18 protein-coding genes are annotated in these 18,689 nt (G+C 66.1%); 5 read left to right on the forward strand and 13 right to left on the reverse strand.

Features of this window, described 5'->3' with window-relative positions:
* The first annotated feature begins 104 nt into the window (after positions 1-104).
* Positions 105-1,052 carry a 4-hydroxy-tetrahydrodipicolinate synthase gene (gene dapA / locus ABWO90_RS00615; RefSeq protein ID WP_353189260.1) on the forward strand — a complete coding sequence of 316 codons (948 nt, stop codon included), beginning with the start codon at positions 105-107 and terminating at the stop codon, positions 1,050-1,052.
* Between the two features lie 134 nt (positions 1,053-1,186).
* Here the strand turns inward: dapA and ABWO90_RS00620 are convergent, their stop codons facing one another.
* Together ABWO90_RS00620 and ABWO90_RS00625 are read right to left on the reverse strand one after the other, a co-directional pair.
* Positions 1,187-2,824, reverse strand: coding sequence for a methyl-accepting chemotaxis protein (locus tag ABWO90_RS00620; protein WP_353189261.1), 1,638 nt, complete (start codon positions 2,822-2,824; stop codon positions 1,187-1,189).
* A gap of 239 nt (positions 2,825-3,063) precedes the next feature.
* Positions 3,064-3,987 carry a LysR family transcriptional regulator gene (locus ABWO90_RS00625; RefSeq protein WP_353189262.1) on the reverse strand — a complete coding sequence of 308 codons (924 nt, stop codon included), beginning with the start codon at positions 3,985-3,987 and terminating at the stop codon, positions 3,064-3,066.
* 137 nt (positions 3,988-4,124) lie between these two features.
* Here ABWO90_RS00625 and ABWO90_RS00630 point away from each other — a divergent pair, with 137 nt between their 5' ends.
* Positions 4,125-4,979 carry an NAD(P)H-binding protein gene (locus ABWO90_RS00630; protein ID WP_353189263.1) on the forward strand — a complete coding sequence of 285 codons (855 nt, stop codon included), beginning with the start codon at positions 4,125-4,127 and terminating at the stop codon, positions 4,977-4,979.
* Between the two features lie 65 nt (positions 4,980-5,044).
* Here ABWO90_RS00630 and ABWO90_RS00635 read toward each other — a convergent pair whose 3' ends face one another.
* Positions 5,045-5,716: a glutathione S-transferase gene (locus ABWO90_RS00635; protein ID WP_353189264.1), complete on the reverse strand. Its 672-nt coding sequence runs from the start codon at positions 5,714-5,716 to the stop codon at positions 5,045-5,047.
* 93 nt (positions 5,717-5,809) lie between these two features.
* On the reverse strand, positions 5,810-6,562 hold the full coding sequence (locus ABWO90_RS00640; protein WP_353189265.1) for a TSUP family transporter: 753 nt from the start codon (positions 6,560-6,562) through the stop codon (positions 5,810-5,812).
* Between the two features lie 160 nt (positions 6,563-6,722).
* Between ABWO90_RS00640 and ABWO90_RS00645 the strand changes: the two genes are divergently transcribed.
* Positions 6,723-7,706: a LysR substrate-binding domain-containing protein gene (locus ABWO90_RS00645; RefSeq protein WP_353189266.1), complete on the forward strand. Its 984-nt coding sequence runs from the start codon at positions 6,723-6,725 to the stop codon at positions 7,704-7,706.
* Here ABWO90_RS00645 and ABWO90_RS00650 read toward each other — a convergent pair.
* From ABWO90_RS00650 to ABWO90_RS00685, 8 genes are all read right to left on the reverse strand, one after another.
* Complete coding sequence (locus ABWO90_RS00650; protein WP_353189267.1) at positions 7,639-8,511, reverse strand: helix-turn-helix transcriptional regulator; 873 nt, start codon at positions 8,509-8,511, stop codon at positions 7,639-7,641. The genes ABWO90_RS00645 and ABWO90_RS00650 overlap by 68 nt on opposite strands.
* Positions 8,512-8,640: 129 nt before the next feature.
* Entirely contained in the window at positions 8,641-9,456 is an 816-nt protein-coding gene (gene tam, locus ABWO90_RS00655) for a trans-aconitate 2-methyltransferase (protein ID WP_353189268.1), read from the reverse strand.
* A gap of 39 nt (positions 9,457-9,495) precedes the next feature.
* Positions 9,496-10,350 (reverse strand): anti-sigma factor family protein, encoded by an 855-nt coding sequence (locus ABWO90_RS00660; RefSeq protein WP_353189269.1) that lies wholly within the window; start codon positions 10,348-10,350, stop codon positions 9,496-9,498.
* A complete protein-coding gene (locus tag ABWO90_RS00665; RefSeq protein ID WP_353189270.1) occupies positions 10,343-11,011 on the reverse strand; it encodes an RNA polymerase sigma factor in 669 nt (222 codons plus the stop codon). The genes ABWO90_RS00660 and ABWO90_RS00665 overlap by 8 nt, the downstream gene beginning before the upstream one ends.
* 115 nt (positions 11,012-11,126) lie before the next feature.
* Positions 11,127-11,498, reverse strand: a complete 372-nt coding sequence (locus ABWO90_RS00670; RefSeq protein ID WP_353189271.1) for a cupredoxin domain-containing protein — start codon at positions 11,496-11,498, stop codon at positions 11,127-11,129.
* Positions 11,499-11,523: 25 nt separating this feature from the next.
* Positions 11,524-12,456 carry a metallophosphoesterase family protein gene (locus ABWO90_RS00675; RefSeq protein ID WP_353189272.1) on the reverse strand — a complete coding sequence of 311 codons (933 nt, stop codon included), beginning with the start codon at positions 12,454-12,456 and terminating at the stop codon, positions 11,524-11,526.
* Positions 12,457-12,672: 216 nt separating this feature from the next.
* Positions 12,673-13,317, reverse strand: coding sequence for a M23 family metallopeptidase (locus ABWO90_RS00680; protein ID WP_353189273.1), 645 nt, complete (start codon positions 13,315-13,317; stop codon positions 12,673-12,675).
* Between the two features lie 523 nt (positions 13,318-13,840).
* Entirely contained in the window at positions 13,841-14,992 is a 1,152-nt protein-coding gene (locus ABWO90_RS00685) for an acyltransferase family protein (protein ID WP_353189274.1), read from the reverse strand.
* 275 nt (positions 14,993-15,267) lie between these two features.
* Here ABWO90_RS00685 and ABWO90_RS00690 point away from each other — a divergent pair, with 275 nt between their 5' ends.
* Positions 15,268-15,954, forward strand: a complete 687-nt coding sequence (locus tag ABWO90_RS00690) for a phosphatase PAP2 family protein (RefSeq protein WP_353189275.1) — start codon at positions 15,268-15,270, stop codon at positions 15,952-15,954.
* 488 nt (positions 15,955-16,442) lie between these two features.
* Positions 16,443-18,116, forward strand: coding sequence for a PHA/PHB synthase family protein (locus ABWO90_RS00695; protein WP_502922516.1), 1,674 nt, complete (start codon positions 16,443-16,445; stop codon positions 18,114-18,116).
* On the opposite strand, the gene ABWO90_RS00700 is transcribed toward ABWO90_RS00695, so the two are convergent.
* A complete protein-coding gene (locus ABWO90_RS00700) occupies positions 18,098-18,688 on the reverse strand; it encodes a hypothetical protein (RefSeq protein WP_353189277.1) in 591 nt (196 codons plus the stop codon). The two genes, ABWO90_RS00695 and ABWO90_RS00700, sit on opposite strands and share 19 nt — an antisense overlap.
* Position 18,689 lies beyond the last annotated feature (1 nt).

Below are 18,689 nucleotides of genomic sequence, written 5' to 3' on the forward strand. Positions count from 1 at the left end.
CGTAGTTCCCGCACGTTCTGGTTGTCACGTCGCCCCGCTGAACGGTTTCCGTACAGGTCACTACTCGTTCGTGCCCACGTATCGTATCGTCCAGGGAGACACCCATGCAGATCGCGCAACCCCATTCCTCGTCGAATGCCTCGTCAACCTTCCACGGCATCTGGCTGCCGCTGGTCACACCGTTTCGCCGCGACGGCGTCGGCACACCGGTCGATCACGCCGCGCTGCGACGTCTCGTGGCCCAATATCGTCACTCGGGCATTGCGGGTCTGGTGATCTGCGGCACGACCGGAGAAGCCGCCGCGCTGGACGACGACGAGCAGATGGCCGTGCTCGATACCGTGCTCGGCGAAGCGGGCAATCTGCCGGTCATCGCCGGCCTCGCGGGCAATCATCTCGGTCACACGCTCGCGCGCCTGGACGCCTTCAATGCACTGCCGTTGGCGGGCGTGCTCGCACCCGCGCCGTATTACATCCGGCCGTCGCAGGCGGGGTTGATCGACTGGTTCCAGACGCTCGCCGAGCGGTCCCGGGTGCCATTGGTCCTGTATGACATTCCGTATCGCACGGGGACCACGCTCACCCTCGACACACTGCTGACGCTCGCGGGTCACGGCAATATCTGCGGTGTCAAGGATTGCGGCGGCAACGCCCTCACAACGCAGGCACTGATCGCCGATGGACGTTTGTCCGTGCTCGCCGGTGAGGACCATCAATTGCTCTCGACCCTCGTCATGGGGGGGCACGGTGCCATCATCGCGTCGTCGCATTGCCGACCGGCCCACTTCGCGGCGCTGTATCGCGCAGTCAAGGCGCAGCAACTCGATGTCGCCCGCGTGCTGTTTCACGCCGTCATGCCGATGATCAAATTGCTCTTTGCCGACGCGAACCCCGGCCCGGTCAAGGCCTGGCTGGCACGGGAGGGGTTGCTGGAGGACGTGTTGCGTGCGCCGATGACGAGTGCGTCACCCGCCTTGGCACAACAGTTGGTGGAGGCGGTCGCCGCGATCGATGCCGCCTTCGGTGCGAAGGGTGCGGCCAACGCCGCCTGACATGCTCGGCGGCGTTCGGTGAGATAAGCCAACGCCGCCGGATGTCCTCGGCGGCGCGCGGTTGGATAACGGAATGCGCCGCACGAATGCAGCGCGTAATGCCAGACTACGGTCAGCCTGCGCTCAGACTGCGGTCAAGCTGCGGCGCGGTGTTCGAGACGCGGCGTGCCGCTCGACGATGCCGCAAGTACCGGTGCCGCGCGCACGACAGGCTGATGCTGGCCGGCGTCGCCGTCCACGCGGAATTTCGACGCTTCGTCGACTAGGTCGGCAGCCTGCTGACGCATATGCTCGGCAGCGGCAGCGGCCTGTTCGACCAGCGCGGCGTTCTGCTGCGTGACGTGGTCCATCTGGGTCACCGCCTGATTGACCTGTTCGATGCCTCGCGCCTGTTCGTCGCTGGCCGCCGCAATTTCGGCGATGAGTTCGTTCACGCGGCGCACCGAGACCACGATCTGATCCATCGTGCGACCAGCCACTTCGACCCGCGAGGTACCGTCTTCCACTTGCTGGACCGACGCCGCGATCAGTTCGCGAATGTCCTTGGCAGTGCCTGCCGAGCGCTGTGCCAACGTGCGCACCTCGCCCGCCACCACGGCAAAGCCGCGCCCCTGTTCGCCCGCACGCGCCGCTTCCACCGCCGCGTTGAGCGCAAGAATATTGGTCTGGAACGCAATGCCCTCGATGGCCGCGATCATCTCGCTCATGCGGGCCGAGGCGTTCGCCATCGATTGCATCGTTTCGATGACGGCCCGCACACTCTGCGCGCCGGCGTCGGCTACGCCCGACGCTTCCTGCGACAGACGGCGTGCCTGCATCGCGTGCTCCACGTTCTGCCGGACGGTCGACGTCAACTCTTCCATGGACGCGGCGGTCTCTTCGAGCGAGGCCGCCTGCTCTTCCGTGCGTTGCGACAGATCCGTGTTGCCCTGTGCGATCTCGCGCGCCGCATTGTCGATGGCACCCGATGCGCTCTGGATGTTGCGTACCAGACCGCTCAACTGGCCGATGGCCGTGTCGAGCGCATTGGCCATCTGGCCGATTTCGTCGGCGCGTTCGGCATGCACGCGGTGCGTCAGATCGCCGCGCGCAAGGGCGGCGGCGCCTTCGGCTGCGGCCCGGACCGGGCGCGTCACGGAGCGCACGATAGCCAGCCCGGAGACGACGGACAGGGTAACGGACGCCAGCAGCGTCACGAGCAGCCAGATCCGTGCCGACGCATACGCTGCGTTCGCATCGGCCGCTTCCTTGGCACTGACGGCCTTGCCCACGCCCATCAGGTCGTCGAGCGGCGAGAAGTAGGCGAGCTGCACCTTCTGCATCGGCCCCATCAGATCCGCCTTGGCCTGCGCGAAGTCGCCGCTCTGCACATGCGACTTGAGGGTCTGGAGTTGCTTGCCGTACTCCACGCTGGCTTCGGTCAGCGAGCTATATAGCGCCTTACCCTTTTCCGTGTAGAACATCGTGGCCATGCCGGCGATGGTCTTGTCGTTAGCCGCCTTCAGTTCGTCGATCTTGGCCAGACGCGCGTCGATCTGCGAGGGGTCTGCCGACATCACGATGTCGCGCAGGATCACGGCGACGTATGCCGCGCGATCCTTCAGGTTATGGAATTCGAGAATCTTGTTGTTCAGGTCCGAAACGATGAGCTGGGTGTTGGCGTCCATCGTGGACATCTTGGTCACGGCGACGATTGCAACGACCATCAGCATGACGACATTGATGGAAAAGGCGGCGGTCAGCCGTTTGCTGATACTCAGATTCTTGAACATTGCCTGGCGCGTTGAGCGGTTCGTCCCGCGTGTCGTTGAAGTCCTTCTGAGAAGACTTAACGAATGCTTTCGGCGAAACTTGAGCCGATTCCCGAAAACCTATGGAATACCCTGAAGGCCTAGTCAGGCAAGGCTCAGGCCCGTGTTTCACTGGTGGAAACGCCTGCCCGAAATGATGCACCGCTTTAAGTAAATTGCAGCTCCTGTGCCGCGAGCGAGCCAGCGGTGCGACGGCTGCGTCATGATGACGCGCTCTGCGACGTCAATGCAGTGACGAAGTCGAGAAACGCATGGGTCTTGGCAGGCGGATGATGGCGCGACGGGTGATAGGCATACAACGGAAATCGTTCGTCCGGCCAGTCGGGGAACAACACCACCAATTCACCACTTTCGCGCCAGCTTTCGGTGCCGAAGGCCATCACTTGCGCAATGCCGTATCCGGCCAGACAGGCGCTGAGCAACGTACCCGCGTCGTTGACGACAAGACGCCCGTGCGTCGGCACGACGAGGTGCTTGCGCTTACGATGAAACTCCCAGGGAAACGGACGCCCTGTCAGCGGGTCGCGAAATTCGATGCAGGTATGCGTGCCGCCCGACAATTCCTCGGGGCGCAGGGGACGCCCACAGCGCTTCAGATACGACGGCGCGGCCACTGTCAGGATCGGCGTTTCGAGCAATTTCCGGGCCACGAGCGTCGAGTCCGGCGGCACGCCGAAGCGCACGGCCAGATCGAATCCATCGGCGATCATGTCCCCCAGACTGTCTCGCGTAATCAACTCCAGGTGCAGCAGCGGATGCCGTGCCAGAAAGGCCTCCAGCTTCGGACCAAGGATCAGCCGAGAGAAGAACGGATCGAGATTCACGCGCAGGCGGCCGCGCACCGTCGTCGCACCGTCCGACGCAGCCGAGGCGGCATCTTCAAGTCCGGCCAGCAATGGCGTGACCTGCGCGTAGAAGCGCCGCCCTTCGTCCGTGAGCGAGACCACGCGAGTCGTCCGGTCGAACAAGCGGATACCCAGCCGCTGTTCCAGCCGTGCCACCGCCCGGCTCACGCCCGGCTGCGACATATCCAGACGCTCGCCCGCCGCCGCGAAGCTGCCCGCCTCCACGATGGCCACAAACACGCTCATCCCGCCCAGCATTCGCACGTCGAATCCACGCATCCTGTTGCTCCGCCTCGCTTCGCATCACATGCCAAAACGGCATCAATCAAATGTCATTCATGTTATCGCGAAATGTCGTGGCGCTACCGACAATGGCGACGAGCGCGGTGTGGACCGCGACCGTTCGAGGATTCGGAATGTACGCCATTACAGGAATTACCGGCCAGGTAGGCAGTGTTGTCGCGCAAACGCTACTGGACCGTGGAGACGCCGTGCGCGCAGTGGTGCGCAACGCGGCGAAAGGCAGCGCATGGGCGGCACGCGGCTGTGAGGTGACGGTGGCCGACATGGCCGATGCGGACGCCCTTGCCCACGCCTTCGACAACACGGAGGGTGTGTTCATCCTGTTGCCGCCGAACTTCGATCCCGCGCCGGGGTTTCCGGAATCCCGCGCGATCATCGCGGCAATCGTGAAGGCACTGCAAGCGGCGCGACCAGCACGTGTCGTCTGCCTGTCGACGGTGGGCGCGCACGCCGTGCAGCCCAGCCTGCTCTCGCAACTGTCGCTTCTGGAACAGCACTTGAGCGCGCTTCCGCTGCCCGTCGCCTTTCTGCGCGCGGCATGGTTCATGGAGAACGCAGCCTGGGACGTGGCACGCGCGCGCACTGACGGCCGACTGGAGAGTTATCTGTCGCCGCTCGAACGGGCCATCCCGATGGTGGCCACCGCAGACGTGGGCGCCACGGCCGCCCAGTTACTGCGTGAGTCGTGGGAAGGAAAGCGCGTGGTGGAATTATGCGGTCCGCAAGCCATCTCGCCGGAGATCCTCGCCCGCGAACTCGGCAACGCACTGGGTCGTGGCGTGAGTCCGGTCGTCGTGCCTCGACTGGAGTGGGAGGCGCGCTTTCGCGCACAAGGCATGCAACATCCGGTGCCACGCATGCAGATGCTCGACGGCTTCAACGGGGGCTGGATGTCGTTCGAAGGTAAGCCACGACGCGGTACGACGCCGCTCTCGGTCGTGCTGAATGCGCTCGTGGCACAACACTGATGCCATGTGCCAGACAGGTCGACGTGCGCTAAAAAGGCGCACGGCCGCCTGTCAGTGCGGCAGTCTCACCCTGGAAGCGCGTAAGGTCCGCCGCGTGCGAGTGCACGTTGGTAGGCATCGCGAGCGTGAATGCGCTGCAGGAAATCGGTGATGGCGGGCCAGCGTCCCTGCCCGCCCGCCCGCGCCGCAGCCGCTTCGAGCGGAAAGCTCATCTGGATGTCGGCGGCACTGAAACTGTCGCCGACAAACCAGCCAGTCTCCGACAACGCATCGTTGACGTAATCGAAATGCAGCTTCAGCTGCGGATCGACGAAGCTCGATTGCAGCGTCTCGCTGATCTTGCGGGCAATCGGCCGTGCGAAGAACGGCATTGGCGCTTTCGCAATTCGCAGCGCCACGAGCTTGAGCAGCAAGGGTGGCATGGCAGAGCCCTCGGCATAATGCAGCCAGTACGTCCAGCGCAACCGCTCCGGCGTATCGCGTGGCGGCACCAGTCGGCCCTGCCCGTAGCGATGAACGAGATACTCGATGATCGCGCCCGACTCGGCCAGCGTAAGCGCATCGTCGGTCACCACCGGCGACTTGCCCAGCGGATGCACGTGCTGCAACGCCGGGGGCGCGAGCATCGTCTTCGGGTCGCGCTCGTAGCAGCGCAGCTCGTACGGTACGCCAAGTTCTTCAAGCAGCCACAGCACGCGCTGCGAGCGTGAGTTGTTCAGGTGGTGAACCGTCAGCATGGTTTCGGGCTCCGGCGGGAAATCCGCACGTCATTGTCGCCGTATTGCTGGCGGAATGGGCGGCGGGTATGTGCGTCGTTCCGGCTTCGACGCTCAACGCCACGCGGCACTAAGCATTACACCGCCCGAGATGACGAGCATGGCGTCGAGCAAGCGCTGGAACACCCCCGGGGCCAGCCCAAGCACGAATCGCTTGCCGAGAAAGGTGCCGAACATCAGCGTCATGCCGACGATCAGGCCATTGGCCCAGGACTCGGGCGGCAACGCGCCGAGGCCCGAAAACATGAGCACCTTGGCGACGTAGATCAGGACGGAACTCGCCGATTCCGCGCCGAGGAAGGCGCCGCCGGACAAGCCGTATGCCGCGAACGCGGGCACACTGAGCGGGCCCGTCGACAGCACGATACCGGTCAGAAATCCGACGACCGCACCGACGCCCGCCAACTGCCACGCGGACAGTCGCCATTGGCGGCGACGCAGGTAGTGCCGCACCGGCACCATGGCCACGAAGAACAGGCCGAGCGCGATATCCACCACCGTGCCCGGCAGGCTCCACAGCGTGCGCGCGCCGAGTGCGGCTGCCGGTGCCCCTGGCAGCGAATAGGCCAGCACGGCACGCCAGTCGATGTCGCGCCACCACGCGAGGACCTTGGAGACGTTGCCGACAATGGCCGCGACGGCCATGATCGGCACTGCCTGCTTCGGCCCGTAGGTGTAGACGAGCACGGGTAACAGCATCATCGACGACCCGGTGCCGACCACGCCGCTCACCACCCCCGCTGCCGTGCCCACAACGGCGATCATCGCCATTCCCAATGCATGGTCCGCCAATAGTTCTGCCAACATTCCCGCCTCGTCGGTTACCGTCTCCCCGCAACAGACGAATGCCGCGCGAGCCATGAACGCGACAATAATGCATGACGTTCTCTCACACCATCGACAAATTGGCCGGGCTTCTGTGATAAAAAGTCACAATTGCGGAGTCAATCGTTGATGAGAGGACAGGATGTCGCGTCGTGAACTCCCCCCGCTGCATGCGCTGCGGGTATTCGAGACGGCGGCACGCGCGCAGAGTCTGAGCGCCGCCGCGCAGGAACTGTCGATCACGCACGGGGCGGTGAGCCGTCAGATCGCCTTGCTGGAAGACTGGCTCGGGCAGACACTGTTCGTCCGGCAGGGGCAGCGCAACGTCGCTACGGATCACGCTCGTGCGTTTGCCGCCGAGATCAGCGCGGCGTTCGATCTCATCGGCGACGCCGCACTGCGTTTCGGCAAGGCGCCGCAGACGCGCGTCGTGCGTGTGAACGCCCAGACGACGCTCGCGATGCACTGGCTCATTGCCCGTCTGCCGGCTTTCCACGCCACACATCCGGATGTGCAGATCGTGGTCACCACGTCGAGCAGCGCCGACCCGGCGTTCCGGGGCGGGTTCGACGTGGCGATCCGCCGCGATCCGCCACCACGCCCGGAATGGCAGCCGTATGAGAAGTCGGTACTGTTCACCGAGCGCGCGACGGTCGTTGCGGCCCCCGCACTATTGCGCGCACTCCCTGTGCGACGGTTGAAAGATCTCGCGAAGCACACGTTCATCGCAACGCAAACGCGCGTGGGCGCATGGGAAGACTGGCTGAGTGCCGCCGGCGTGCCCGCGCTGCGCCCCGTGCGATTCCATCGCTTCGACCATTATCACGTGAGCTTGCAAGCCGTGATCGACGGGTTGGGCGTGGGGATCGGCTGTCTGCCGACGTTGAGCCGCGAACTGGCGGCCGGCCGCCTCGTCATGCCGTTTCCGGATATCGAGGTCGACGGACCGACCTACGTCACGCTCGTGCCGCGCGACGCCGACAAGTCAAAACCGTTGCGGGACTTTCTGACGTGGGTGCACGGCGCGGTCACCACGCCCGATACCCCCACCGACGAACTTATGCCTGCGGTCCAGCACGCCACTTCCCGGGCGACACGCCGAACGCGCGCCGGAAGTAGCGAGTGAAGTGCGACAGGTCGTTGAAGCCCTGCGCCAGCGCGACATCGGTCGCCGACGCCCCGGCGCGCAGTGCCGGCAAGGCGCGCGCCACACGCAGCTGATTGCGCCAGGCGTGTGGTGCGAGCCCCGTCTCGCGCGAAAACAGACGCGCGGCATGGAAGGGCGACAAATCCACCGCCTCGGCCAGCGACGTGAGCGACATGGATTCGGTAAGGTCGGCAGACAAGCGTGCCTTCATGGTCTCGACACGCACCGCGTCGCGATGCACCGGCATGTCGGGCACGCGCGCCTGCGCATGCCGGATCAGCATCATCGAGACGGCATCGATCAGCGCACTCTCGGCCACCAGGGGATCGGCACCGGTCTGGAGCAGACGATGCGCCGCGACCAGACGCTGCATCGCCTGTGCGTCGCGCACGACATTCTCGCCGAACCATGGCAGCGCATCGTCCGGCGCCGCCAGTCCGGCCAGCGGACTCGTCAACTGGCGCTGCACGCCCTGCACGAATCCGACCGGGAGGTAGAAAACGCGATAACGCCAGCCGAAATCCGTCTCGCGCGCGCCCGTGTGCACCTCGCCCGGGTGGATGATCGCCACCGACCCGGCGTCGGCCACGTGCTCGCCGCCGCGATAGGCGTATCGCTCGGCCCCTTCGATGATGCAGGCGAACGTGTACGCGTCGTGCCAGTGGGGCGCGAAGGTATGGTCGTTGTATTCGGCCGTCACCATGTCGCCCTCCGGTACGAGCGACGAGCGCCAATACAGGGGAGCGTTGCGGAACGGCTGAAGGGGTGAGCGCACGGCGGTCATGGCCGCTACTTTACACCGGGCGGCAAACGGCTGCCCGCATGCACGAGGCACGCGGTTCGCCCCTCGTGGTCAGCGTTACCGCACTCGCTGCCATGTCTCGCACAGCCGCCGTGCGGCCCCCTGCTCCGATCAGCGCGTGGCCACCACGAAGAGCCGTGGAAACGGCAGCAGCACCGTGCCGTCTGCCAACGCCGGATAGGCCTTGGCGATCTCGTCGGTGTAGCGCGCGAGAAATGCCTCGCGCTCGGCGTCGTCGAGCTTCGCCAGAAACGGGCGCAACGCGCTGCCCTTGAACCACTCCACGACGGCCGATGCGCCGCCCGCGAGCGGGTGGTAATAGATGGTGCGCCAGATATCGACGCGCGAGCATGTCTCGCGCAGCAGCGGGTAGTAGAAGGCGGCACCGTGACGCGCCGTGCGCTCGACCCCTTTGAGCTTGTCGGCCCATCGCGCATCGGACGCCACTTCGCGCATCAGACGATGGGCGGGTTCATCGAGGTTGTCCGGTGTCTGTACGGCCAGCGAGCCGCCAGCGGCGAGACACGCCACCAGTCGCGGATACAGCGTTTCGTGCTCCGGCAGCCATTGCAGCACGGCGTTGGCGAGAATCACGTCGAACGGCCCATCCTGCCAGGTGGCGATGTCCGCGACATCGAACCGGAACTGCGGCAGACGCTGGCGGGCAGCGTCGATCATGTCCTGCGAACTGTCCAGTCCGAGCACATCGGCCTGCGCATAGCGCGCAGCAAGGACTTCCGTCGAATTGCCGGGGCCACAGCCAATGTCCGCGACGCGTTGGGCCGCCCGCGCGGGCAGGTTCGGGATGGCGGCGACGAGATCGCGCACCGGACGCGTGCGCTCGTCTTCGAACTTGACGTACTGCGCCGCCTGCCATGCCGGATTCACGGGCGTGCCCGGGGCGGAAGACGATGAAGCGTGCGACATGGATGACTCCAGAAAGCGGTCGGGTATGTCCGCACGATATCAGGTCGCCGCCTGCATTGCCTCTACGAATACGCGCAGGTGCGACGGTTCCGCGTCCGTGATCGCCCAGTAGGTCATGCCACCGCGCCGCCAGCGCGCGATGGCGTAGCCGTCGGCACCGGACAGCGTCGGCGCGGCGGCCGTCTTGTCGCGCGCAGGAAAGACGTAGACGTCGATGGGATGCTTGTCCGTCCGGTAGACGAGCACTGCCACCGTGCGACCACCGATGTAGTCCAGGCGCCCGCCTGCGAGCGGAAAGCCCTTGGCCGACAAATCGACCACGGGTGGCGCATAGTCGATGCGCCCGTTGAACCACGGCTTGACGGTGTGTTGATCGGTCGAGATCACGTCGATCGGATGCTGCGACAGTAACGCGCGCACATGACTCGACACGATCTCCGTCGCCTGCACGCCCGATGAGACCTCCGCCTCCGGGGCTTGCGAGGGCGTCGACGGACGCCCCACAAGCAACGCCATCGCCACTGCCAGCCCGCCCAGCAGCGCGCCGCCCGCGCCGCCGAACAGCCATGGCGCAAGGCTCGGCCCCCACGCCGCTTCGGCAGGTTCGGCATTGCGCGCAGGCCTGGCCGGTGGCGTCCGTGGCTTGGCCTCGGTTGACGGCTTTCCCGGCGCCGACACTTCGGGAGACGGCTTTTCGCTCTGGCGCTCCGCGCGTGCGAGCTCGTCGCGCAACCGTTCGCGCAGCGACGCCGGCGCGTCATGACGCATCGAACCGTCGCGCAGCAGTTTGCCCAGCGTGGTGACGTCGCCCGGGACAGCCCCTGCTTCCGGGCCTTCGCCGCGCGTCATGTCGTGGGGATCGTTGGGATCGTTGGGATCGTTCGGTTTATTCATCGCGCCCTCCCCGCGTGGTGCCGTCGGACGACAAGCCGTTCGACCGTGCAAGCCGCGTGACCTGTGCCGATGCGCCGGCCGCCGCGCTCGCGCGGCGAGCCTCCTGCGCGACGCGTACGGCATCGGCCAGCATGCGTCGGCCGCGCGCCAGACGCGACATCACCGTGCCGGCAGGCACCCCGACAATCGTCTCGATCTCGCGGTAACTCAAGTCTTCCATCTCCCGTAACACCAACACCTCGCGAAACACGACCGGCAACGTCGCCAGGGCTTCACGCACCAGCGCCCCCTCGTCGCGTCGCACGGCCAATCGCTCCGGGTCGCCTGCCAACGCGTCGTCCCACCCGGGCAGGCGCGCGTCGTCGTGCAAACCGTGCGCCGCTTCGTCGAATGGCGTGCCGTCGGCCGCGTCGGAGCGGCGGCGCCACTCCGTGAGCCATGTGTTGCGCACAATGGCGAGCAGCCACGCGCGCGCATTCTCGCCACGGAAGCCGTCGAAGAACCGCAACGCGCGCAGGTAAGCTTCCTGCACGATGTCGTCGGCGTCGCTCGCGCTGCCCGACAGCCAGCGCGCCAGGTTGTATGCCGCATCGAGATGCGGCAGTGCCAGTGCTTCGAACCGCCCCGGCGCCTGTGCGCCGGGTTTGTCAGTGTCGGTCACCGGGATCTCCCGAGAACGGGCAGCGCCGCTGCCCGCGATGAGTCGGCCGGACGTTGCCGCCGCAACGTCACTGCGCCCATTGAATCACATCTGCCGCAGTAGCGACCGCGCGCGCTCATTTCACGACGATCACGCCGGTCATGTGCGGATGAATCGCGCAGTAGTACGCGTAGGTTCCCGGCTTGTCGAACGTGAAGGCGAACGTGCCATCGGTGTCGAGCGCCCCCGACGCGAAGGTGCGTGGATTGCCCGAGCTCGTGACCGTGTGCGGCTCGTCGTCGCGATTGACCCACGTCACACGCGTGCCCGCCCGGACGGTGAGTGTCGCCGGAGAAAAGGTGAAGTTATCGATGTGAACGGTGTCGGGGTCCCCGGCACGCGCGGACACCGACACCGTGAACAGGACGAGGCTGGCAGTGGCCAATGCAAGACCACCCAGGATGGCGCGTCGCGACATGCCGCGCGCAATGAGGACAAGCGGGTTCATGAGAGCGCTCCGGAAGACGGTGGCGTCAGGACGCCAGCGTGGTATCGCCAAGCATCGGCGCGCCGTCGAGCGTCGTGAAGTCGACGCGACGGATGCCGAGCGTCTGGCGCAGTTGCGACGCATCGACCTTCAGCGGCCCCGGCCCAGGACCGTCGCCCGGCGCGGGCTGCGGGAAGGCCGTCGACATCGCCGTTTGCAACCGGACATTGCCCTCCACCTTCTGCAAGACCTGGTGGATGTGGCCGTTGAGCACCGTGACCGAGCCGAAGGGCCGGAGCAAGGCCAGCGCCCGCTCGCCGTCGTCGGTCCCCCAGCCCCACGCCGGATACACCGACCACAGCGGCATGTGGGTGAAGACGACCAGCGGTGTGCTGGCCGAACGCCCTTTGAGATCGGCCGCGAGCCATGCCAGTTGCGTGTCACCGAGATAGCCCATGCCGCCGGCCTTGAGGTTGAGCACGTTGACCAGCGCGACGAAGTGCACGCCGTGATCGTCGAAGCTGTACCAACCGGTGCCTTGCGATCGGGGCGAGAAGCGAGCGAAGAACGCACGACCGTCGTCGCCGATCACGTCGTGCTCTCCGGGCACGTAGTGCGTGTCCAGCCGCGCCCCGTTCACGATCTGCTGCGCCGTGTCGAATTCTTCCGCGCGGGAAAGATGGCTGACGTCCCCCGTGTGCAGCATGAATGCAGGGCGCTGCGAGGCGGTGCGAATGCGTTCGATGGCCGATTGCAACGTGGCGGCCGGATCGGGGTTGGGTGCCTTGTTGAAACCGATGTGACTGTCGCTGATCTGCACGAACGACAGCACACCCGATGCGGCGGGCATCTCCGCTGCGGCAGCGGACGTGCCCATCGCATTGACGATGGAGGTACCGCGCGGCACACCGCCATCGAGCGTCCACAGGATGCCGGCGCCGGCCCACGCGAGACAGGCCATCGCACGGCGACGGGACATCGAAGGCGCATCAAGGACTTGCCCGGGGAAGGCGTCGACGCCAGCGTCGGCGCTCGGGGGACGTGTCGTTTTCCGGCTCATGGCAGACCTCCACGCATTACGAGTGAGACGTGCGCTGGCCCGGGCCGTCGGGGCGACGGTTTTCGGTAGCGCCGTTACTCGTATTACCGCGTCAGGTCAGGAATTATTCCCGGTCGGTGCAGCCGTGCGGAAAACTCAGAGGGGAGCGTATTGCCAGTGTGTCGCGGCCGCGCTGCCGCCATGCAGATGCCCCGGTGCGACAGCGCTCTCCGCGCTCTCGCAGTCGTGGGTGTTCGGCGCGCTCGCTACATGCGTGTCGCCCGTCGCTTCGTTCGTGGCGGCAAGCGCGGCGCGCCGCAGCAACGGGCCGGGGTCAACCGGTTCGCCGCCGCGCCGCAACTCGAAGTGCAAGTGCGCACCGGTCACCATGCCCGACTTGCCAACCGCGCCGATCACATCGCCCGCACGGACGGCCTTGCCAACGCGCAGACTCCGGGCTGTCGCAGACAGGTGTGCGTAGACCGTCTCGCTGCCGTATCGGTGGGAGAGCACGATGTAGCGTCCAAATCCTCGACGCTCGAAGCCGATGACCTTGACTACGCCCTGGGCAGCCGCGCGTACCGGCGTGCCGATGGGTGCGGCGAGATCGATGCCGGTATGAACGTGCGAAACGCGCTTCACCGGATGACGGCGCGCACCAAAGGGCGACGTGACACGCGCGTTGTCCACCGGCATCACCACACGCTGCGCTGCGCGCGCCGCCGTCATCGACGAGAACAGCCTCGCCCCCCCGAAGCGGCCCGCGCCACGCCAGGATTCGACAGGGGTCGAAGCTGACATGGTGGACTGTGACGTGACAATGCCGCACACGGACCGAGTGACGGTCGCGCGCGCGAGGGCTAAAACGTACTCGGGTTTCGGAGGTCGGGCGGACAGGCCAAGCGGGTGCGGTGCGATCAGGCGTGGATGCAAGTGCAACGTATCGTCCCTCTCGTCCCTCTCGCCCCTCTCGCCCGCCGCCGCCAACCCGGACAACGGAACGGTCAAACATAGCCAGACCCACGCGGCCCACAGGCCGGAACGACGTCGCCCGGTCAGACCCCACAGACCGTGCCCGCCAATGTCCGATACCGCGCGCCGCCGCCCCGTTGAAGGAGAACAGAAAGACATCGCTTGAAAGACAAATCGGAAGCGACGCAGTCTACGGTGCTACAAACCGATATATGCCGGGAAAGTCCCCAATACGCGTACCCGCACCCGTTAAAGCGACCACTTTCGGGAACATACCCAACGTCGTGCACGCTGACGGCGCCCGAAGCGCGCCTGCACGGTGCGCCGTCCTGCGCTCAGGATGGCGGCCGTCTCACACGACTTCGGCGGTCGTCGGCGCCATGCGACGGCGCGTCAGCCGCCGCGCCGCCGGGCCACTGACGTGGCGATGCAGCGCCCCGCCGAGTAGTGTGCAGACGACCAGCACCGGCACATAGACGAGGAAGGTCCAGCGCATGTCACCGCCCGCGAGTGCGAGATAGGCGGGGGTGACCGCCAGCACCACGAACATGTGGCTCAGATAGATCTCGTAACTCCATCGGCCCATCTGCGTGAGCCAGTTCAAGGCGCGCGGCACCGTGCGCGACGAACCATGCGCCGCCGCGAGCCAGAGCGCCGCGCTCACGCAGAGCAACAGCATCAGGTGATCGTGCAGCAGCCGCCACATCACGTCGCCGAAGAAAACCACGGCGACCAGACCGGCCACGCCCAGCGCCCCAGCTACGCGAGCGATGCGGCGCGGCAGCGTCACACGCTGCACTGCCAGCGCGGTCAGTACGCCCCACGCGATCGCCGCCATGCCCGGCAGATAAGCCTTCTCCTGCCAGATTTCGTTGCCTGCCAGCGCTGCCCGCGTCCAGGGCAATGAGAGCGCCAGTGCCAGCAGCGCCACCACGCGCACCGGTCCGCGGAGCATCAGGCAAAACAACGGGAACGCCAGATAGAAACACTCTTCGATGGATAGCGACCAGAGCACATCCCAAGCGCCGGGCAGCCAGTTGGTGCGGCCCTCATACCAGTTCAGCGTCATGGTGAGTGCCGACGCCAGCGCCCCGCCGAGCGACTGGCCGGGTTTGTTGATGATGAAACCGGGTACCGCGAGCCAGTGCATGACGGCCAGTATCGCGAGCAGCAGCAATAGCAACGGAAAGATGCGCACGGCGCGCATCGCGTAGAAATTGCGCCACCGGAACGTGTCCAGCGAACCGTAGCGTTCCAGCGACCGGCGGGTAATGACAAAGCCCGATATCACGAAGAAGACGAATACGGCTTCGTAGCCGTTGAAGCTCAACCCCTTGACGACGCGCGCCGGCAATACGTCGCCCAGCAGGCTGGGGCCGAGCGGCAAACGGAATTTGAGGGCGAGGTGATGAACGACCACGAACAGAATGGAAAGGCCGCGCAACAGATCGATGCCGTCGTTACGCGTGCCGGGCGGCGTCGGGTGCGCCGGTGGCAGAACCATGCAGTCTCCTGAGGTGTGTGTCGAGGGACACATCCGCGGGCATCGTACTACGGCCGCGTGCAGACTTCAGCTCACGAAACCGGCAGGCGTGCCCCGGGGCACGCCGCCGTTCGTGTCCCTTGCCCCCTGCCGTGCATCGAACGAACGCTCACAAGCGCTGTCCGACGCCATGAGTCCGCGTGCGCCGGTACTCACGGCGTGTTCATGCGACGCCTGCACGCGTAAGATACTGCTTTCGCCCAACGCGCCAGCCGCCGGGCCGTTTCTCGGTCGTCATGTCAAGCTCCTGGATCACTATTACCAACTTCGGCGGTGCCGCCGTCACGGTGCCCGCCGCTGCGGCCCTCACGCTCTGGTTACTCTCGGCTCGCGCCTGGCGCATGGCGCTCACCTGGGGCGTCCTGTTCGGCGCGGGGGCGCTGGTCGTTGCCGCCTCCAAGGTCATGTTCCTCGGCTGGGGCATGGGTGTGCGCGAACTCGACTTCACCGGTGTGAGCGGCCACACGATGCTCGCCGCCACCGTGTACCCGGTCATCGCCTGGCTGCTGCTGCGCCGGGTCGCGTGGCCGTGGCGCGTGCTGGGCATGGCGCTCGCGATGGCGGGCAGCGTGGCCGTCGGCGTTTCGCGTGTCGCGCTCTCGGCCCACTCGATTTCGGAGACGGTGGCAGGCTGCGTCGTCGGCTTTACCATCTGGGCGGCGTTCGCGTGGTTCACCCGACACGACGACGCCCCCAATCTCAAGACACTGCCGATGGCCGCGAGCCTGTTCGTGCTCGTCATGTGGTTGCACGGCGAGCGCGTGCCCACGCAACGCTGGATCACGCACATCGCCCTTACCCTGTCGGGCCGCGAGCAACCGTTCCGTCGCCTCAGTTGGCACGCACGCAAGCCTGTGCCCACGCCCGCTGTCCCGGCAACCGCGCCGCTCTCCACGCCCCCTGCCCCGTCCCCCGCGCGGTAAGCCCCGCCGCCGTCGCATGACCCGCCGACGTCGATCGCCGGCGCCCCCCGATGCAACTTGTCGCAGATCACGGAAGTCATACGTGGTCTGCGTTATATTGGATCTCATGTTCGCAAGATTCGCATTCCGCCACCTGCATTGACGTCACCGTACGCGGCGTCGATACGCGTTGCCGCCAGCCCTCGTTGCCAGCGCCGCATGCGCGAACGCGTGTGCCGCTGACCATCGGAACGGAGTCCGCCATGCCTGCTCGCAGTGCCAAGACGTCCCCGTCGACCTCCCCGAAGTCAGTCTCTCCCGAGTCGTCGACGTCATCCACGGTCGCATCGCGCGCCAGAGGTGCTTCGAAGACCGCGGGCTCTCGCACACGCCGCGCCACACCGCCCGGGCCAGCGCCCGCTCACGCGACACCCCCCGTTCCCCCCGAGGCCGCGCCCTCCGAACCTGCTTCGGCCCCGACCTTCACCGAGCACCTCGACCGCGCGGCGATGGCCACGACGGCCCGCTTCACCGGCAACGTCTCACCCGCGGCTGTCGCGTTGGCCTGGGCCGACTGGGCCATGCATGCGGCGACCGCACCCGGCCATCAACTCAACGTTCTGAAAGCGTTTGCCGCCATCGACAAACCGGACGCCACCCAGCCGACGCAGCCGAGCGGTCCACCCGACATCGACCGGCGCTTTCGCGATCCGGCGTGGGACAAGCCGCCGTTTTCCTGGTGGCGGGCGAGGTTCCTTCGCACCCAGCACTTCGTCGACGAGATGACGGGCGAGATTCCCGGGGTCGATCCGCATCATCGCGATGTGGTCCGGTTCATGGCGCGCCAATGGCTCGACATGTTCTCGCCCAGCAATCTGTGGTGCCTGAACCCTGAGGTGCTCGCCGCCATCCGCGAGTCGAACGGGGAGAACCTGCTCAAGGGTGCGCAACGCTTCTGGTCGGACTTGCAGGACATGGCCGCCGGCAACGCGCCGGGCGCGGGGCCAGACGCGTGCAAGGCGTTCCGCGTGGGCCACGAGATCGCGGCAACGCCAGGCAAGGTCGTCTTTCGGAATGCCTGCTTCGAACTGCTGCAATACGCGCCGTCCCAACCGCAGACGTGGCGCGAACCGGTGCTGATCGTGCCGTCGTGGCTGCTCAAGTACTACATCCTCGATCTCGAAGCGCAGCATTCCCTGGTGCGGTATCTGGTGGCGCAGGGGCATACCGTCTTCATGATCTCGTGGCACAACCCGGGCCCGGAAGCGCGCGATCTCGGACTCGACGACTACCTCGAATCGGGACTGCTCACGGCGTTGCGGGAGGTGCAACGCTTGACCGGCAACGTGCCCGTACATGCTTGTGGCTACTGCCTTGGCGGTACGCTGCTGGCCATCGCGGCGGCCACCCTCGCGCGACGCAACGGTCGCGGGGACGACGCCCGCCCGCTCGCCAGCGTGACATTACTCGCCGCGCAAACCGACTTCAGCGAACCGGGAGAGCTGGGATTGTTCATCGACGCCAGTCAGGTGGCCTATCTGGAGGCGATGATGTGGCGACAGGGATACATCAGCGGCGAGCAACTCGCGGGCACATTCCAGTTACTCAATTCTCGCGATCTGATCTGGTCGCGCCTCATGCGCGATTACCTGCTCGGCAAACCCGCACAAACTGCCGATTTCACTGTCTGGAACGCGGACACCACGCGCATTCCGGCACGGCTTCACAGTCAATGCCTGCGTGAGTTGTATCTGGACAATGCGCTCGCGACCGGCACGCTGAAGGTCGACGGCCAGCCAGTTGCGCTCTCTGACATTCGCGTGCCGGTGTTTGTCGTGGCGACCGAGCGCGATCACATCTCGCCGTGGCGTTCCGTCTACAAGATGCACCTGCTCTACAACGGCGATCTGACGTTCGCCCTCGTCTCGGGGGGGCACAACGTGGGGGTGGTGTGTGAACCGGGCCACGCCCGCAGTCATCATCGCGTTGCGGCGCGCCCCGCTGGCGCGCCGTATCGAGATCCGGACGAGTGGTTCGCCGCCACACCCGCCATGGCAAGCTCATGGTGGCCAGCCTGGCAAGCCTGGCTATTGGCGCAGGGCAGCGGCCAATCCGTCACCGCCCCCTGGCCGCCAGCGAAGTCGCTGGGAGATGCCCCCGGCGATTACGTGCTGGAGCGATGAGCGTGTGCGCCACCGCGCTTGGGCGGCACGCGGCCGTTGAGCGGCGACTGCTGTGATACGGCCGCCTCGGTGGCCTGCGCGGCTTCCGTCGACATCCGGCGCCAGGCATCCATCGTGCCCTGCGTGGCGTCGTTGAACGCCTGGAACCACTTCTGCAGCGGGGCTTCGGCAGCCTTCGCGGCGTCGCCCGCTGCTGTGCCGGCACTCATCAGGTCGGGCATCGTCATCGCGCCCGCCATGCCATGCTGGAGTTCCTCGCCCGTCTTGCGGCAGTGCTCCGCCCACAACATCTGATTGTTCGCACACACGGCAAGCCATTCGCGCCAGAACTCGTTTTGCTGGGCAAGCTGCCCGTTGAGCAGTTGCAGATGCGTCGTGAACAACGCGTTGAAATCCTTCGCGGCACCCAGCGACTTGGCGGCTTCCGAATGCGTCTTGAGCAATTCCGTATCGCGCTCGACTTGCAGTTGATGCATGCGTTGCGCCGCTTCGAGCGCAATGCCGTATGCCCCCAACGCACTCGCGGTACCGAGTTTGACCAATGCCAGTGCGGGGTTCGTTTCCTTTGCCATT

Origin of the sequence: Pandoraea pnomenusa (assembly GCF_040391475.1) — a bacterium.
GTDB classification, from domain to species: Bacteria; Pseudomonadota; Gammaproteobacteria; order Burkholderiales; family Burkholderiaceae; genus Pandoraea; species Pandoraea pnomenusa_C.

What these genes read in the sequence shown, in the direction of transcription:
- dapA (WP_353189260.1), top strand. Translation starts at nt 105, where the DNA reads ATGCAGATCGCGCAACCCCATTCCTCGTCGAATGCCTCGTCAACCTTC.
- ABWO90_RS00620 (WP_353189261.1), bottom strand. Translation starts at nt 2,824, where the DNA reads ATGTTCAAGAATCTGAGTATCAGCAAACGGCTGACCGCCGCCTTTTCC.
- ABWO90_RS00625 (WP_353189262.1), bottom strand. Translation starts at nt 3,987, where the DNA reads ATGCGTGGATTCGACGTGCGAATGCTGGGCGGGATGAGCGTGTTTGTG.
- ABWO90_RS00630 (WP_353189263.1), top strand. Translation starts at nt 4,125, where the DNA reads ATGTACGCCATTACAGGAATTACCGGCCAGGTAGGCAGTGTTGTCGCG.
- ABWO90_RS00635 (WP_353189264.1), bottom strand. Translation starts at nt 5,716, where the DNA reads ATGCTGACGGTTCACCACCTGAACAACTCACGCTCGCAGCGCGTGCTG.
- ABWO90_RS00640 (WP_353189265.1), bottom strand. Translation starts at nt 6,562, where the DNA reads ATGTTGGCAGAACTATTGGCGGACCATGCATTGGGAATGGCGATGATC.
- ABWO90_RS00645 (WP_353189266.1), top strand. Translation starts at nt 6,723, where the DNA reads ATGTCGCGTCGTGAACTCCCCCCGCTGCATGCGCTGCGGGTATTCGAG.
- ABWO90_RS00650 (WP_353189267.1), bottom strand. Translation starts at nt 8,511, where the DNA reads ATGACCGCCGTGCGCTCACCCCTTCAGCCGTTCCGCAACGCTCCCCTG.
- tam (WP_353189268.1), bottom strand. Translation starts at nt 9,456, where the DNA reads ATGTCGCACGCTTCATCGTCTTCCGCCCCGGGCACGCCCGTGAATCCG.
- ABWO90_RS00660 (WP_353189269.1), bottom strand. Translation starts at nt 10,350, where the DNA reads ATGAATAAACCGAACGATCCCAACGATCCCAACGATCCCCACGACATG.
- ABWO90_RS00670 (WP_353189271.1), bottom strand. Translation starts at nt 11,498, where the DNA reads ATGAACCCGCTTGTCCTCATTGCGCGCGGCATGTCGCGACGCGCCATC.
- ABWO90_RS00675 (WP_353189272.1), bottom strand. Translation starts at nt 12,456, where the DNA reads ATGTCCCGTCGCCGTGCGATGGCCTGTCTCGCGTGGGCCGGCGCCGGC.
- ABWO90_RS00680 (WP_353189273.1), bottom strand. Translation starts at nt 13,317, where the DNA reads ATGTCAGCTTCGACCCCTGTCGAATCCTGGCGTGGCGCGGGCCGCTTC.
- ABWO90_RS00685 (WP_353189274.1), bottom strand. Translation starts at nt 14,992, where the DNA reads ATGGTTCTGCCACCGGCGCACCCGACGCCGCCCGGCACGCGTAACGAC.
- ABWO90_RS00690 (WP_353189275.1), top strand. Translation starts at nt 15,268, where the DNA reads ATGTCAAGCTCCTGGATCACTATTACCAACTTCGGCGGTGCCGCCGTC.
- ABWO90_RS00695 (WP_502922516.1), top strand. Translation starts at nt 16,443, where the DNA reads ATGGCCACGACGGCCCGCTTCACCGGCAACGTCTCACCCGCGGCTGTC.
- ABWO90_RS00700 (WP_353189277.1), bottom strand. Translation starts at nt 18,688, where the DNA reads ATGGCAAAGGAAACGAACCCCGCACTGGCATTGGTCAAACTCGGTACC.